A 15,917-nucleotide genomic window follows, 5' to 3' on the forward strand; every position below is an offset into this window, starting at 1 on the left:
CAATGAAACGTACACATTATAGTGGTGAATTGACAGAAGAGGTAATCGGACAACCGGTTACATTACAAGGATGGGTTCAAAAAAGAAGGGATCTTGGGGGACTAATTTTCGTCGACGTACGGGACCGTTCAGGAATCGTTCAGGCAGTATTTAACCCGAGTTTTTCAAGCGAAGCAATCGTGACGGCAGACAAACTGCGCAATGAGTTCGTAATCGAGCTAACAGGTTTAGTTGTTGAGCGCGCAGAAGGCCAGAAAAATCCGCTATTGAAAACCGGTTCGATTGAAATTCAAGTTACTGAATTGAACATCGTGAATGAGGCGAAAAACCCGCCGTTCATGATTGAAGATGAAACAGACGTGAATGAAGAAATTAGACTGAAATATAGATACCTTGATTTACGCCGTCCAAAACTTGCGAATACGTTCAAAATGCGTTCAGACATCACTAAAACAGTCCGTAACTTCCTTGACGATGAAGGATTTTTCGAAGTAGAAACGCCGATTCTAACGAAATCTACACCTGAAGGCGCACGCGACTATCTAGTACCTAGCCGAGTTCACGAAGGCGAATTTTACGCGCTGCCACAGTCACCACAACTATTCAAACAAATGCTGATGGTAGCCGGATTCGACCGTTATTATCAAATTGCACGTTGTTTCCGCGATGAAGACCTTCGCGCTGATCGCCAGCCGGAGTTCACTCAGATCGATATGGAAATGAGTTTCATGTCAATTGAAGATATTATTGAATTGAATGAACGAATGATGCAAAAGGTAATGAAAGATGTAAAAGGAATCGATGTTCAAATTCCATTTAAACGTCTTCCTTATGACGAAGCAATGGCGCGTTTCGGTTCAGATAAACCGGATACGCGATTTGCATTGGAACTGACAGATGTCTCTGACGTCGTTAAAGATTCTTCATTCAAAGTATTTACGGCAGCAATCGAGTCAGGTGGGCAAGTTAAACTCATCAATGTAAAAGGAGTAGCGGATAGCTATTCTCGTAAGGACATCGACGCACTTGGCCAGTTTGCAGCAGTCTACGGCGCAAAAGGCCTTGCATGGTTGAAAGTCGATGCCGAAGGTCTGAAAGGACCTATCGCGAAGTTCTTCGAAGGAGAAGAGGGCGAAGGACTAAAAGCTGCAGCGAATGCTGAAGTAGGAGATCTATTGTTATTTGTAGCAGACAAAAAGAAAGTTGTCGCAGATACATTAGGAGCACTACGTACTAAGCTTGCCAAAGATCATGACTTAATTGACGAATCGAAGTTCAACTTCCTTTGGGTAACTGAATGGCCTCTGTTCGAATATAACGAAGAAGCCCGTCGCTACCAGGCAGCACATCATCCATTTACAATGCCAGCAGATGTGGAAGAACTAGTAGCAAGCCCTGAGACAGTTAAAGCACAAGCCTATGACCTTGTTTTAAATGGGTATGAACTTGGTGGTGGGTCACTACGGATTTACAAACGTGATGTTCAGGAAAAAATGTTCGAAGCACTTGGATTCAGTAAGGAACAGGCGAACGAACAATTCGGATTCCTTCTTGAAGCATTTGACTATGGAACACCTCCGCATGGCGGAATTGCATTCGGTCTCGACCGTATTGTAATGTTGTTATCTGGTTCGACGAACTTGCGCGACACTATTGCATTTCCGAAAACAGCGAGTGCAAGCTGCCTGTTAACGTCAGCGCCTGATCACGTTGACGATACTCAACTAGCTGAACTTGGAATTCGAGTGATGGCAAAGAGTAAACGGTAATCAGTTAAGTTAGAAAAATGTAAAAACTATTTCCGTGAAATCGTTGAACTGACTAAAGATGTATGTTATTATACATGTAATACGAATCCTGAAGTGTTCGTTATTTGCCAATCAGTTTTGACCGAACATTTTTTCGTCGGGAGTCCGCATTTCGAGTCGGATGACATGCCTTTAGTCGGGACCTCAAAAGAATCGGATAGGACACCCACCTGCTGAGAGCGGGTTCAAAGCGATACTACAAAGACGGCACATTTGGGATTCGTTACTTACATGATCATACACCCCTCTGACTTACGTGCGGAGGGGTTTTTTATTGGGGAAAAATTTAAATTTATAATGGATGGAAAGGCGGAATTTCAATTGTTACATCAATTTTCAAGAAATGAATTAGCCATAGGTACAGAAGGTGTAAATCGTATGCGGGACATGACTGTCGCGATACTTGGTGTTGGAGGAGTCGGTTCATTTGCGGCAGAAGCATGTGCGCGGAGCGGAATTGGAAGGATTATCCTTGTCGATAAGGACGATATTGACATAACGAATATTAATAGACAGCTAATCGCTAATTTGTCGACAGTCGGCCGTTCTAAAGCAGAAGTGATGAAAGAGCGCATTGCTGATATTAATAAAGAGTGTGAAGTGATTTCGCTCCATATGTTTTATACGGAAGAGACAGCTGAAGAGTTTTTCAGTTACAAACCTGATTATGTCATCGATGCATCTGATACAATCATCTTTAAAATTCATTTGATTAAAGAATGTGTCGCACGTAACGTGAAAATTATATCGAGTATGGGCGCTGCTAATAAGATGGATCCGACCCGTTTTCAAATTGCGGATATTTCAAAGACGCATACAGATCCGGTAGCGAAAGTAATTCGTCGCAAACTTAAAAAAGAAGGTATTTATCAAGGAGTGTCAGTGGTCTTTTCTGATGAAAGCCCCATTGTCGTGAGACCGGAAGTTGTTGACACAGTTGGTAAACCTGATGCCTTCATTCGAAAAGCGAAAATGCCGCCTGCATCGAACGCATTCGTCCCATCAGTTGCCGGTCTTGTTTGCGCCAGCTGGGTAATGAATGATATCGTTGCCGATATTCCTATCCGGCGAGTGAAAGATAAAGTATAATGGATAGCACCGCGGGCCTACAGGATGTAGGTCACGCAGCCGTTGCCACACGATGTGGCGAACTTAGGCTGTGTTCATTTTCATGCGGTACCTTTTTGGTTGTCACCAAAATATGGGTAGAGGTATAATAGAGTGATTGCTTATGAAAATGAACTTGAATTGCTAGAAAGGGTGTTTATGTGTGAATAAAGTGTTTAAGGTATTTGTTTTTGGGTTAGTTGCCCTTTTATTAACAGCATGTGGCAATGTGGAAGCGAAACAGGGGATGACGGCACAAGACGTTTTCGAAAAAGCGAAAGATGCCTCTGCTAAATTGAAAAATGTGCGTACACATATCTCTTATGATGATTTTTGGAAAACGACAGCACCTGATGAAAGATATAGCGTGAAATATGAAATGACTTCAGATGCTGCGTTACAACCAGAAATAGTTAAGCAGGACGTAAAAGTGCGACCGCAACCGATAAATGGGGATCCATGGGATGCGGAAGTATATAAAGTAAATGACCGTGTTTTCATTAAGGATACGAAAATGAAGGAATGGGAAGAGTTGCAGTCCGGTTCGATTGCTGAATTATTCGGTTCGATGATTGAAAATGTTCAGCCAACACTGGATCTCGCGTTTTTTAACGACTTTGAAAACGATTTTGTGTTAGAACCGATTGACTATGGTTATAATTTAAGGCTGTCATTATCGAGAGAACAATATAAAGAATTTAAAAAAACACTGTACCTGTCGAACAACGGTAGCGATATGGATGTAGATGTAGTGGACAGTGAGTTTCCTCTTATTAATAAATTCGACATTGTGATTGGAATTGATAGCAAATCATTCTATGTAACTGATTTCAAAATGACACTCGATACAACAACTTACTCAATGGTACAAGTTGATGGTAATTCCCATCGAGTTAAACAAACGATCAATGCAGTTTATAGTCACTACGACAACGTGGATGATGTAAAGGTTCCGGCAGAACTATTAGAAGCTGCAGCTAACTAAAAAATACTCAGTAAAAACCCTCCCGAAAGTTTAACTTTTAGGAGGGTTTTGCATATGCTATTTTGAATATCGAGTAATTGTCCCGCAGGAGCTTATATTGAAAGTGTGGCGGGCATAACAAACTTTATGCTAATTGGGCTGAATAACCATCAACATACTATGAAAGAACTTTCATTTAATTACATATTAATATGGTTGATAACTGGGATTTCAATCATGAGGGATTACTCCACTGCTTATTTCGAAGTTTCTTATGATAGATTTAGACTATCAATATTTAACTGGAATAAAATTTAACAAAACAACTAGGAGTGTAATAGCATGCCACTAACTTTTGCTCACCCAGCAGCCATACTTCCGTTCTCAAGAAAAAGTAAATATATTAACTTTTCTGCAATGGTATTCGGTAGTATGGCTCCTGATTTTGAATACTTTTTGAGAGGCCAACCAATGGGGGACATTGGACATACTTTTACTGGGCTCGTTTTGTTTAATTTACCCTTGGTGACAATCGTTTATGTAATTTACCATATATTTGTACACCAAATTCTATTCAATCATTTACCAACTATTCTACAAGATACATATGTGAAAAGAGTAGATTCGACTATTATATTAAAGGTAGTTGTATTTTGTTATTCTGCACTGTTCGGTATGTTAACTCACGTTGTATGGGATTCTTTCACTCATATAAACGGATATATGGTGTTAAAATTTCCGGCTTTATTCACTCACAGCTATAACATCTATGGTTTTGCTATACCTTTGTATAAATTTTTACAACATGGGAGTACATTATTTGGAATAACAATGATTTTAGTTTACATGTATTATAGAGCATTGACCCAGAGAAAACATAAGCATATTACTGTTTATCCTAAGAAAAAACTTATTTTTTGGTTTTCTTTATTCATATTAACAGTATTATTTGTATCGCTGTGGTGTCTTATTGACCCTGTTTCGATAACCAGTTATGGGATATTGGTCGTTAGAATTATAGACTCTTCTTTACTAAGTTTATTCCTAATTTCTTTGTTGATAAAATATATTCGAATGTAATTAATATTTCATGTATTTTAGGAACATAAAGATAAGTACAGATTGGGGTGGCTTCTGTGGAAAAACGTATTTCATTTGATTATCAAATCCTAAATAAAACCAAGTAAAGCATATAATAAGCGCCCCAGAAAAAGGGGTACTTATTATATTCTTACTCATAATCTAATTTAATGTTACCCACTGAAAGAACACTCCACCTATTTAATTTAAGTATTTATTCGCATCAACCACCGTACATACTCCGGATTCCTCCAAAAACTGTTTAATAAGATGAACGTGGCCGCCGCCGATTAATAGCAAAACTCGATCCTGTGGAGTTGATATCAACCTTCTCACATTTGTATAGAGTATTAAATTTCGTTTGTACCACCAAGTTAACCAATCCATTGCAAAATAATCTTTCTCTTTTCCAATCATCGCAAATTCCATGTAAAATTGGTGCATATTTTTAACAGTTTCTGCTGCATTCACACGTTTATAGCCTTCTAAAATCGGGAGTTTGGACCATTCTTCTGCCTCACGTTGCATGGGTTCCATGTACGTTGTCATTATTTTCTTATAGCGTTCGGGTTCATACTCTTTTGCATACTGAAAAATATCGCCTATTGTTGCTATTTCATTATCGTCCCCCCTCCAATCGATACAAGAAACTTCGCTTATGCCCGATTCCTTCGCTAAAGGGAAACCAATCGTTTCTATTTCATTTTTCATTGGGGTCGGATCATTCAATAGATACTTTCGATAACTTTCATTTAACTTCGATTGTACTTCCGGATCAGCTTCGACAGCTAACTTTGTCGGATTAAACCGACTTAGTGCGTCAACAACTTCCTTTGCTTCTAGCTCTAAATCAATATCGTTTTTGCGTTCAACATTGATTAAATCCGATGTGTCTCCTAAATGATACACCCCGACGATCATCACTTCTGGAATCATGTTAACCCTCCACTGTAAAGATATTGTAGTTGAAGATTGTTATTACTCTTTCAATTAATTGTATATTATCCAAAATGTAGCTTTTAACCAGAAAAAGTAATAAGGTGAATACTTTTTTGTAGATAGTTAATTAAGCTATTCCAAGAATCAAAAACGGTCATATAAGATTTCAGTGTTTTTGTTTTTAAACATACTGTTATCTCTCTTTTTTCGTAATTTCCCGCTTAAAATTTATAGCTAGAGTTAGATAGCGATTAATCTTTTGGTACTAACAGTATAGAGTAAATGGACTTAATTATCGGTCTTAGAGTAATTAATATCAAATTTTTGTAACGTTAAATGAAAGATGATTTTTATTTATTGAAACTATTCAGTCACAATGAACGTACTAGTAGTAGAGAGATTTCTAATTTAAGTAATGTGTAGATCGATTGTACAAGGGACCTGTCAATTATCCGACAGAAAAAAATACAGCTAATGCTTACTACATGACATATGGTGGTGCCGCTGGAGGTGTCAATCTATGGATAGAAATCACTTATAATGATGTGGATGATAAAATTGAGACAGTTTATTATAGTGATGCAAAAAGTTATTTTTCTATGGAGTGGAAGGATGAAAACACTTTATATATTATAAATGAAGAAATTAAGTATCCAAATTCAAATAGAAGTATTGAGTTGGAAATCGGCAAAGAAATTTATCACGAAAGTGGGTTAGTATGTCAAAGCTGATTAATGAAAGATCAGTATGAGACTTGCTATCAAAACTAACGACTCTTGTTTCGTGTAGGGGCAGGACTGTTGAACAAGAATGAAGAAACGAAAAATATAAAGGGGGGATTAGATATGATTGTTTTGCTTAATCTTGGCAGCTTAGTGCTTGGGCTAATTGCTTGGATACTTCCTGTTGTTAATCTGATGCGATATGAAAAGCAGAACCAAAAGAATTGGGTCCCTCTTACTATTATGAGCATCAGTGCTTGTGCTATTTCGCTATGTTTCCAGATTTTCTATAACTATCACTTGGTAAAGATTGAGGATTGGTCTGCTCTTATGGACACAACGGGTGCTGTGGCGTTCGTTGCGGCAGTTCTTCTCATCGTTACCATCCTATTAAATGTAATTACGCTGATTGTATATCGTGACCGAGCAGCGAAGTAGGATGTCAAATTCCAGTTTATAAGGTTGAAATAATTAATTCACACTTCTCTTATTAGGTATTTGGGATTGTGAAAAGGGGAGGGAATGTAATGCATTGGGTGATGTGGGTTTTCTGGGGTTCCATTGTAACTTTGCTTGTAGGTGTCTATCTTGTAGATTTTTTGACTGGGCGAAAATATGATTTTAAAGACCAGGAAAAGTCAGTGAATCAGAACTCAGCGGTAGCCGGTTCTCTACGAGAAGTGGGGCGGCATGACCAGCAAAATGGACCGTTTTAATAAGAGGAAAGTTGAAGGGGGGAGTCTTAAATTAAAAGATTTTTATTTTATTTCGTTTCCGTAGTAGTTATGGGATTTATTTTTTATCTAGGAATGGATTATAAAGTGCGATTAAGAGAAGAGTCGGCAACAACATTTAATATAATGCCTTATTTAATTTTTATAACTATTTTTCCTGTTTTTATTGGATTTTTTTTACGATTCCCTAAATTAATTATAGAGATTAAAGAAAAAAAGCAATGGTCGTTTGATTGGATTAAGGTTGTTGCAATTGGAATTCCGTCTCTTTATATAGCAATGATACCTATTCTGTCTATTTATTTCGGGTTGAATTTGTTATTCGCAAAAGAGTTTCTGCTATTAGGAGATACTACATTTACGTCAACAGCTGGGATTGTATTTGGTTATGTTTTGTTAGACAGCTTAAAAAAATAACAATTCCTCAACTAAAAATTCGGCACTACTCATTTGGAGTAAACTAGGTGGTATACCTCACTCGTATAACGAACAAATCTAGCGAAGGAGCGACAAACGAGAGGCCATCACCAAAAGAAAAAGCGGCGTTGGAAGAACATCCCATTAGTTAAGTGCAGACTATATAACTGGGTGCGTTTCTACAAAAAAGTAGAGGCGCATTTTTTGTAACTGGCAATTTAGATGGGAATAAGGGGGAAAATTACACTTTCGACTGTTTCCCTTCTGTGTAAGAAGAATACAGAAGGGAGCATGAAGACTGTATTATGGAAATCATATTCAAGAAAAATAGGCAGTCTATTCTCTATTAGATTGTAGCGAATAGACTGCCTAACTGGGGTTTTATATGCGTCTTATATCGCTTGGGAAATTCATTTAGGATGGGGTTTTAGATATTCCAGTCACTTCTTTTTCCGAAATTCTTTCAACCTATCATAAATTGCAGCCATCTTTTTTTCTTCTCCTGCTATAACCGGTTTGTAAAACTCCGTGTTTTTTAATTTATCGGGTAAATACTGCTGGTTAGTCCAGCCTCCGAAGGAACCGAGTGGTGTGTCATGCGGGTATTTGTAGCCGACGTGACCGAGCTTCGCTGCACCGGCATAATGTGCGTCCCGTAAATGCAATGGAATATCTCCGGTTTTACCCTCGTTAATCGCTTTTACAGCCGCATCGAATGCTTTATAAGCTGAATTCGATTTAGAGGCCAGGCACATTTCGATAACAGCATTTGCGAGTGGGATACGCGCTTCCGGCATGCCGAGCTTCACCGCTGCGTCTGTCGCCGCTAATACGTGTGGTCCAACCTCTGGTGAAGCTAATCCGACATCTTCGTAGGCCATCACAAGCAAGCGTCTATTGACGGCTACTAAATCGCCAGTCTCGAGAAGATTTGCAAGATAATAAATAGCGGCATTAACGTCACTACCACGGACTGATTTTTGAAGTGCTGACAATAAATTATAAAAGTGTGAACCTTTTTTATCCCCAAATAACCCGATACGTCCAAGCAGATTTTCAAGTAGCCAGTCTTCGATGATTATTTTTTCATCGACTTCATCGCTTGCGGAAACGGCAGACTCAAGAACAGTTAACGCTTTTCGTGCATCACCGTTAACACCTTCCGCAATCAATGTAAGCTGCTCATCAGTTATGGTAATCGGCATTTTTCCAAGCCCGCGTTCTTCATCTGCCATCGCCTTTTGAAGCACTTCCATTAGGTCTATTGGCTCTAATCTGGATAATTGTCGGATTTCACCACATCTGGAACGTATGGCGGGATTGACGTCGTGGTATGGATTTTCAGTTGTTGCTCCTATTAAGACGATTGCTCCACTTTCGACGTGTGGCAGTAATGTATCTTGCTGTAATTTATTGAAACGATGAATTTCATCTAAGAATAGTAGAACTTTCCCTGTAATGCGTGATTCTGCTACAACGTCTTCGACATCTTTCTTCCCTGAAACTGTTGCATTCATGGCGATGAAAGGCAGATTGCTAGTACCTGCAATTGCATGGGCGAGTGACGTTTTACCGATTCCGGGTTCCCCGTACAACAACATAGATGGAACATGACCGTTTTTTATCATCCGGTAAAGTGCCGTCTTTTCACCAATAATATCCTTTTGTCCAGCAATTTCATCTATAGTTCTTGGGCGCATGCGAAACGCCAATGGCTCATTTTGCAACTTATTCACTCCTTACCTAGTACATCCGTTCCTCTATTATACACGTTAGACAACCGTAAATCATTTTAAGGAAGCTTGAGGGTCAGTTATGCTATAATATTTTGAAGCAATCGTAAAAGGACGGGATAGATATGAAGATTTCTACAAAAGGTAGATATGGATTAACAATAGTTGTTGAACTTGGCTCTAAATTCGGGGAAGGTCCAGTACCGCTACGGAAAATTGCGGAAGAACAGAAGTTGTCTGAAGCATATCTGGAGCAACTTATTCCCCCACTTCGTAACAGTGGAATTGTGAAAAGTGTTCGCGGCGCTTATGGCGGATATATGCTGGCTAAGCCACCGACGGAAATTACTGCGGGAGATGTTATCCGAATTCTTGAAGGACCCATCCAAGTTGTAGAGGGACTAGAGGGATCTGATATTCCGCAACAAGAACTTTGGAAACGGATTGGCGAGGCGGTACGCAGTGTCCTCGATACAACAACGATTGAAGACTTGATGAAGTCGGGTGAAAAAGATGAGCGCGATAGTTATATGTTTTACATTTAAAGGAGTCTTATTATGACTAAAATTTATCTTGACCATGCGGCGACGACACCGGTTCATCCGGCAGTAAGCGCTACTTATATAGAAACACTTGAATCTGTTTTCGGTAACCCTTCCAGTATCCATAGTTTTGGAAGAGAAGCACGGAAATGGCTAGATGACGCACGGAAAACGCTAGCACAGTCAATCCACGCAGAACCGTCGGAAATCATTTTCACTTCGGGCGGTACGGAAGCGGACAACACCGCGGTTTTTGGGACTGTTATGGCGATGAAGGTTAAAGGGAACCATATTATCACGACGAATATTGAGCATCACGCTGTATTAAATCCATGTAAACAACTAGAACTGCTAGGTTTCGAAGTAACTTACTTAGAAGTCGATGACAATGGACAAATAACTGTGGAACAAGTGCAAAAAGCACTGACAGACAAAACGGTTCTTATCTCGATTATGTATGGCAATAATGAAGTGGGTACCATTCAGCCGATTCGTGAAATTGGGGCATTGCTGAAGGAACACCAAGCCGTTTTCCATACGGACGCTGTTCAAGCTTATGGAATCGTTCCACTTCATGTGGATGAACTCGGCGTTGATTTGTTATCAGTTTCAGCTCATAAATTGAATGGTCCAAAAGGAATCGGTTTCCTTTATCAGCGTAAAGGACTTGATACAACACCAGTTCTTTTCGGGGGCGAACAGGAACGCAAACGACGCGCAGGAACCGAAAATATTCCAGCGATTGTTGCTTTTTCTGAAGCAGTATTAATTGCACAACAGGCGATGGAACAAAATACTGTGAATTATTCTAACTACGCAACCATTATGACTGACGTATTTAACCAACAAGATGTCACTTACGAAATGAATGTAAAAAGTGCGGAAAAACTGCCGCATATAATGAATGTCAGCTTCCCTGGGACAGATATTGAATCGCTCCTAGTGAATCTCGATATGGCGGGGATTGCCGTGTCTAGCGGATCTGCATGCACTGCGGGTTCACTTGATCCGTCGCATGTCTTGACTGCTATGTTTGGTAAAGGGTCTTCCAAATTACGAAATTCGGTCCGATTTAGTTTTGGTCTCGGTCTTACTGAGGAAACGATTAAGGAAGCAGCGCAACTAACGGCTGAAATCGTCAAACGGTCTGTGAAATGAAAATATAAAGGATGAAAAATAGAATGAAAACAACTAAATCACCAGCAGAAACACGCGTTGTTGTCGGTATGTCGGGCGGCGTAGATTCGTCTGTTGCAGCACTATTGCTGAAAGAGCAAGGCTATGAAGTTATCGGTATTTTCATGAAAAACTGGGACGACACAGACGAATTCGGTGTCTGTACTGCAACGGAAGACTATGAAGATGTTATCAGTGTTTGTAATGATATCGGAATACCCTATTACGCGGTCAATTTCGAAAAACAATATTGGGATAAAGTATTTACGTATTTCCTTGAAGAATATAAAGCGGGTCGTACACCGAACCCCGATGTCATGTGTAATAAAGAAATCAAGTTCAAAGCGTTTCTTGAGCATGCAATGAGTCTAGGTGCAGACTATTTAGCAACGGGTCATTATGCACAAGTCGTAGAAGTAGAAGGCGGCGTATCAATGTTGCGCGGGAAAGATGCAAATAAAGATCAAACGTATTTCTTGAATCAATTGACACAAGATCAACTACAAAAAGTGATGTTCCCAATTGGCAATATGGAAAAAAGCGCTGTGCGTGAAAAAGCGGTTGAAGCTGGGCTTTCGACAGCGGCGAAAAAGGATTCCACGGGCATTTGTTTCATCGGAGAGCGGAATTTCAAGGAATTCCTTGGTCAATATCTTCCTGCTCAACCAGGAGATATGACGACGATGGAAGGCGAAACTGTAGGCCGTCATGATGGGCTTATGTACTATACGATTGGTCAACGTCACGGTCTTGGTATTGGCGGAGCTGGAGAACCATGGTTCGTTATTGGCAAAGACTTGAAGAAAAATATCCTTCTCGTTGGTCAAAACTTTGATAACGATGCACTTTATTCCGATAGTTTGACAGCAATTGACGTCAGTTTTTCGACTGTACGTGAACTTCCGAAAAAATTCAGTTGTACAGCGAAATTCCGCTACCGTCAACCGGATACCAACGTCACAGTTGAACTAACTGAAGACGGAAGTGCAATCGTCCACTTTGCACAACCAGTGCGTGCAATCACACCTGGACAGGCCGTCGTTTTCTATGATGGAGACGAATGTCTCGGCGGGGGAACAATCGATACAGTTATCAAAAACGGTAAACAACTTGATTATGTTGGATAAGGGGAAGTTAACTATGGAATACAATGAAATTGGAATCGCCGCACTACAAAATGGCGAATATGAAAAAGCAGTCGAATCATTTATGCAAGGGGTCGAAAAGGACCCGGAAAATGCAGTCGGTTATATCAATTTAGGGAATGTTTTCGCTTCACTTGGAGATGCTGAAAGAGCAGAACCATTTTTCCAAAAAGCGATTACACTTGATGCTGAAGCAGGCACAGCGTTTTATGGTCTTGCCAATCTTTATTACAATAAAGATCGTTTTGAAGAAGCAGCAAAATTATATGAAAAGGCAGTCCGCAAAGGTGTCGAAGAGGCGGACGCTTATTTCATGCTCGGGAAAAGTCTCGAACGTTCGAGTAATGAGAAATTAGCGTTGCCTTATTTACAGCGAGCGACAGAACTGGCACCTGAGGATCTTGAAATTCGGTTATCTTATGGGATTGTTCTTGCCAATTTGGAGCTATTTAAAGAAGCCGGGAATGAATTCCGTTTTATCATCGAACAGGACGAAGCAAGTGCCGATGCTCATTATAACCTCGGTTTCTTATATGCAGTGTCAACAGAAGAGAAACAAGATGCGCTTAATCATCTTGAAAAAGCATTCACAATCGATCCAGAACATGTTCAAGCACGCTATATATATGACATGATCAAGTTGGGTGAAGAAGGAAAATAAGAAGGGGTGGCGGTGATGGAAGGGAACAACATGGCGGGAAATACGGATGAAGTTTTTTTGATTGGACGACCAGTCGTGACAATCTTCCATAACCCCGACAGCCTTTTTACGATCGCGAAATTAAAAGTTCGTGAAACGAATAGTGGGAATGAAGATAAAGAAATCATCGTTAAAGGCAGTTTTCCACAACTGAATCCTGAAGATGACTATAAATTTACAGGTAAGCTTGTTAATCATCCGACATACGGTGCGCAGTTTGATGTGCATACCTTTGCGAAAGAGATGCCGGCAACAGAAACGGGACTGGTCCATTATCTGTCAGGTGATTTGTTTCCGGGCATCGGGATGAAGACAGCACAAACAATTGTTAAAAAGTTAGGCAAGGATGCTATAAAAAAGATACTTGACGATCCGTCTGTTCTTGGTACTATTCCGAAACTAGCGGATGATAAAAAAGAGACATTGATTTCCGTTTTGGAGCAGAATATGGGACTTGAGCGGACAATTATCCAATTGAATGAATGGGGATTCGGACCGCAAATCGCTATGCGCATTTATCAGAAGTATCGTGAAGAATCGGTTTCATTGCTGTCTGAAAATCCATATCGACTTATTGAAGAAATTGAAGGGGTAGGTTTTCAGCGTGCGGACGAACTCGGCAAAAACCTAGGCATTACAGGAAACCACCCTTCAAGAATCAAGGCGGCCATCCTTCATTCGATGAACCAAGCAGTGCAATCAGCGGGGCATGTATACGTTGAAGCGGAAGCCATTTTGCCAGACGTCAAACGCCTGCTTGAAATGAGTCAGCGCATTGATATTCCATTTTCAGATATTTCCCAGGCAATTATTGTGCTTGTTGAGGAAGGCAAGCTATCTGCTGAAGAACGTAGATTATACATACCGTCCCTCTACTTTTCAGAAATCGGTATCGCTGCGAAGCTTGAGCGCATTATGGAAAATGACACAGCGGATCAATTTCCTGTGTCAGAAATAAGAAAAGCGGTCGGGGAAGTTGAAGAGCGGCTAGGTGTTAATTATGCAGAAACACAAGTTGCAGCGATTGAAACAGCCCTTCATTCGCCATTAATGATATTAACGGGCGGTCCTGGAACCGGGAAAACGACTGTTATTCGTGGTTTTGTCGAAGTGTATGCAGAACTTCACGGATTGTCGCTCGACCCGAAAGAGTATGCCAAAAAGAAAGAACCATTTCCGATTGTATTAGCGGCGCCAACTGGGCGTGCAGCTAAGCGTATGTCGGAATCGACTGGATTACCTGCGATGACAATTCACCGTTTGCTTGGATTCAACGGGCAGGAAAAGGATGAAGAGACTGAGCGGGAAGTTGAAGGGCGTCTCATTATCATTGATGAAATGTCGATGGTCGATACATGGCTTGCCCATCAGTTACTAAAGGCACTTGCCAATGATGTGCAACTGTTATTCGTTGGTGACCAAGACCAGCTGCCGCCTGTAGGACCCGGTCAAGTACTTCGGGATATGTTAGATTCTGGTAAAGTCCCTATCATTGAGCTGACTGAAGTATTTCGGCAAAGTGAAGGTTCGTCGATTATCGAAATGGCTCATATGATTAAACGGTCAGAATGGACAGATGACATAACGAAGAAAACATCGGATCGTTCATTTATCAAAGCGGGTAGCGATCGAATTCTCGAAGTCGTCGAACAAGTCGTGAAAAATGCCATTACCAAAGGTCACCGCATTAAAGACATCCAAGTTCTTGCGCCGATGTATAGAGGACCGGCGGGTATTGATGGTTTAAACAAAATGATTCAGGAAATGGTCAATCCACCAGGACCAAAACGCAAAGAAGTGGTTTTTGGCGAAGCGATTTACCGAATTGGTGATAAAGTGCTTCAGCTTGTCAACCAACCCGAGAGTAATGTTTTTAACGGAGATATGGGTGAAGTCATTGCGATTATCAAAGCGAAAGAAACAATTGATAAAAAAGAACTACTAGTTGTTTCGTACGATGGAATTGAAGTTACCTATGAACGCAATGATCTTAACCAGCTGACACTTGCTTATTGCTGTTCAATCCATAAATCCCAGGGCAGCGAATTCCCAATCGTCATTATGCCAATCGTCCGCGGTCATCGTAAAATGTTGCGTCGTAATTTACTGTATACCGGCATCACTCGTGCAAAAAACTTCCTTATCCTCTGTGGCGAGCCTGAAGAGTTCAGGGCAGGTATAGCACGAACTGACGAATTGGAGAGGCAGACGACATTAAAAGAGCGGTTAAACGGCGATGTCGTTGAATTGGTAGCTATGGAGTCTCCTGATCCTGAGCGTGCAAAGGTTTCTAATGAGGCGCATGTGAGTTCAGATGATTCCCAACCTGTCATTTTTGCACTTACGATGGAAACTTTCCTATCAATCGATCCGCTGATTGGCATGAAAGGGGTAACGCCTTATGAATTTCTTGAAGTTTCAGATTGACAACAAGGCGGAACTTTTCTATAATCCAGTTAGAAATGTTATTCATATGTAATACGTTGACGGAGAAAGTAGACAAGTTTACTCGTCCAGAAAGGAGCCCCTTGGCTGAAAGGGCTCTCGAGCGAAAATGTTGAAAAGCTACTCCCGAGTGCAGCTCATCACTGCCGTCCGCCGCGTTAAGGCAACCAGAGATGCCGGATTCAATTCTTCCGGTAATTAGGGTGGTACCGCGAGACTAACATCTTCGTCCCTTGCATTAGGGGCGGGGATTTTTTTGTGCCCGCAGGACGCGGGAATGCAGCCTTTGTAACAGGACGTCGCGCACTTAGGCTGCATTCCTTCAGCGGTTTGCAATTATATCCCGACGTCGCGCTTGGAAATCAGGAGTTGCCGTTACGTTTCGAAAGTTGCCATTAGAAATCA

Annotated in this window: 15 protein-coding genes, 1 other RNA gene and 1 other annotated feature; of the genes, 14 read left to right on the forward strand and 2 right to left on the reverse strand. The window is 40.7% G+C overall.

Features of this window, described 5'->3' with window-relative positions; genetic code table 11:
- The first annotated feature begins 2 nt into the window (after positions 1-2).
- The 5 genes from aspS (at position 3) to AZE41_RS08900 (ending at position 4,959) form a co-directional block, all read left to right on the forward strand.
- Positions 3-1,769 (forward strand): aspartate--tRNA ligase, encoded by a 1,767-nt coding sequence (gene aspS, locus AZE41_RS08880; RefSeq protein ID WP_067208224.1) that lies wholly within the window; start codon positions 3-5, stop codon positions 1,767-1,769.
- Between the two features lie 82 nt (positions 1,770-1,851).
- Positions 1,852-2,032: non-coding RNA, 6S RNA (gene ssrS, locus AZE41_RS08885), on the forward strand.
- Between the two features lie 97 nt (positions 2,033-2,129).
- The gene (locus AZE41_RS08890; protein ID WP_067213910.1) at positions 2,130-2,897 is read left to right on the forward strand and encodes a tRNA threonylcarbamoyladenosine dehydratase; all 768 of its coding nucleotides are present in this window, start codon (positions 2,130-2,132) and stop codon (positions 2,895-2,897) included.
- A 181-nt stretch (positions 2,898-3,078) separates the two neighbouring features.
- Positions 3,079-3,900 (forward strand): DUF6612 family protein, encoded by an 822-nt coding sequence (locus AZE41_RS08895; RefSeq protein ID WP_067208227.1) that lies wholly within the window; start codon positions 3,079-3,081, stop codon positions 3,898-3,900.
- A 321-nt stretch (positions 3,901-4,221) separates the two neighbouring features.
- Complete coding sequence (locus AZE41_RS08900) at positions 4,222-4,959, forward strand: DUF4184 family protein (protein ID WP_067208229.1); 738 nt, start codon at positions 4,222-4,224, stop codon at positions 4,957-4,959.
- 201 nt (positions 4,960-5,160) lie between these two features.
- Here AZE41_RS08900 and AZE41_RS08905 read toward each other — a convergent pair whose 3' ends face one another.
- On the reverse strand, positions 5,161-5,895 hold the full coding sequence (locus AZE41_RS08905) for a DUF5694 domain-containing protein (protein ID WP_067208232.1): 735 nt from the start codon (positions 5,893-5,895) through the stop codon (positions 5,161-5,163).
- A 431-nt stretch (positions 5,896-6,326) separates the two neighbouring features.
- Between AZE41_RS08905 and AZE41_RS08910 the strand changes: the two genes are divergently transcribed.
- The 4 genes from AZE41_RS08910 (at position 6,327) to AZE41_RS08925 (ending at position 7,771) form a co-directional block, all read left to right on the forward strand.
- Positions 6,327-6,629: a hypothetical protein gene (locus tag AZE41_RS08910; protein ID WP_067208233.1), complete on the forward strand. Its 303-nt coding sequence runs from the start codon at positions 6,327-6,329 to the stop codon at positions 6,627-6,629.
- A gap of 114 nt (positions 6,630-6,743) precedes the next feature.
- Positions 6,744-7,058: a hypothetical protein gene (locus AZE41_RS08915; protein ID WP_067208236.1), complete on the forward strand. Its 315-nt coding sequence runs from the start codon at positions 6,744-6,746 to the stop codon at positions 7,056-7,058.
- Between the two features lie 89 nt (positions 7,059-7,147).
- Complete coding sequence (locus AZE41_RS08920) at positions 7,148-7,336, forward strand: hypothetical protein (protein ID WP_067208239.1); 189 nt, start codon at positions 7,148-7,150, stop codon at positions 7,334-7,336.
- 105 nt (positions 7,337-7,441) lie between these two features.
- The gene (locus tag AZE41_RS08925; protein WP_231885796.1) at positions 7,442-7,771 is read left to right on the forward strand and encodes a hypothetical protein; all 330 of its coding nucleotides are present in this window, start codon (positions 7,442-7,444) and stop codon (positions 7,769-7,771) included.
- Positions 7,772-8,211: 440 nt separating this feature from the next.
- Here AZE41_RS08925 and AZE41_RS08930 read toward each other — a convergent pair whose 3' ends face one another.
- Positions 8,212-9,498 (reverse strand): replication-associated recombination protein A, encoded by a 1,287-nt coding sequence (locus AZE41_RS08930; RefSeq protein ID WP_067208245.1) that lies wholly within the window; start codon positions 9,496-9,498, stop codon positions 8,212-8,214.
- 131 nt (positions 9,499-9,629) lie between these two features.
- On the opposite strand from AZE41_RS08930, the gene cymR reads away from it, so the two are divergent.
- The 5 genes from cymR to recD2 are packed head-to-tail and all read left to right on the forward strand — an operon-like array spanning position 9,630 to position 15,494.
- Positions 9,630-10,049: a cysteine metabolism transcriptional regulator CymR gene (cymR, locus tag AZE41_RS08935; protein ID WP_067208248.1), complete on the forward strand. Its 420-nt coding sequence runs from the start codon at positions 9,630-9,632 to the stop codon at positions 10,047-10,049.
- A 12-nt stretch (positions 10,050-10,061) separates the two neighbouring features.
- Positions 10,062-11,204 carry a cysteine desulfurase family protein gene (locus AZE41_RS08940; RefSeq protein ID WP_067208251.1) on the forward strand — a complete coding sequence of 381 codons (1,143 nt, stop codon included), beginning with the start codon at positions 10,062-10,064 and terminating at the stop codon, positions 11,202-11,204.
- 23 nt (positions 11,205-11,227) lie between these two features.
- Positions 11,228-12,349, forward strand: a complete 1,122-nt coding sequence (gene mnmA, locus AZE41_RS08945) for a tRNA 2-thiouridine(34) synthase MnmA (RefSeq protein WP_067208253.1) — start codon at positions 11,228-11,230, stop codon at positions 12,347-12,349.
- 13 nt (positions 12,350-12,362) lie between these two features.
- Complete coding sequence (locus AZE41_RS08950; protein WP_067208256.1) at positions 12,363-13,028, forward strand: tetratricopeptide repeat protein; 666 nt, start codon at positions 12,363-12,365, stop codon at positions 13,026-13,028.
- A gap of 15 nt (positions 13,029-13,043) precedes the next feature.
- Positions 13,044-15,494 carry an SF1B family DNA helicase RecD2 gene (gene recD2, locus AZE41_RS08955; protein ID WP_067208258.1) on the forward strand — a complete coding sequence of 817 codons (2,451 nt, stop codon included), beginning with the start codon at positions 13,044-13,046 and terminating at the stop codon, positions 15,492-15,494.
- A 47-nt stretch (positions 15,495-15,541) separates the two neighbouring features.
- Positions 15,542-15,749, forward strand: a binding site (T-box leader).
- Positions 15,750-15,917 lie beyond the last annotated feature (168 nt).

The organism is Sporosarcina psychrophila (genome assembly GCF_001590685.1).
Classification (GTDB): Bacteria; Bacillota; Bacilli; order Bacillales_A; family Planococcaceae; genus Sporosarcina; species Sporosarcina psychrophila.

Bases quoted from the DNA above. Each gene is read 5' to 3' on its own strand.
- AZE41_RS08940 (WP_067208251.1), top strand. From the start codon at position 10,062: ATGACTAAAATTTATCTTGACCATGCGGCGACGACACCGGTTCATCCG.
- AZE41_RS08905 (WP_067208232.1), bottom strand. From the start codon at position 5,895: ATGATTCCAGAAGTGATGATCGTCGGGGTGTATCATTTAGGAGACACA.
- AZE41_RS08920 (WP_067208239.1), top strand. From the start codon at position 7,148: ATGCATTGGGTGATGTGGGTTTTCTGGGGTTCCATTGTAACTTTGCTT.
- AZE41_RS08900 (WP_067208229.1), top strand. From the start codon at position 4,222: ATGCCACTAACTTTTGCTCACCCAGCAGCCATACTTCCGTTCTCAAGA.
- AZE41_RS08950 (WP_067208256.1), top strand. From the start codon at position 12,363: ATGGAATACAATGAAATTGGAATCGCCGCACTACAAAATGGCGAATAT.
- cymR (WP_067208248.1), top strand. From the start codon at position 9,630: ATGAAGATTTCTACAAAAGGTAGATATGGATTAACAATAGTTGTTGAA.
- AZE41_RS08915 (WP_067208236.1), top strand. From the start codon at position 6,744: ATGATTGTTTTGCTTAATCTTGGCAGCTTAGTGCTTGGGCTAATTGCT.
- recD2 (WP_067208258.1), top strand. From the start codon at position 13,044: ATGGAAGGGAACAACATGGCGGGAAATACGGATGAAGTTTTTTTGATT.
- aspS (WP_067208224.1), top strand. From the start codon at position 3: ATGAAACGTACACATTATAGTGGTGAATTGACAGAAGAGGTAATCGGA.
- mnmA (WP_067208253.1), top strand. From the start codon at position 11,228: ATGAAAACAACTAAATCACCAGCAGAAACACGCGTTGTTGTCGGTATG.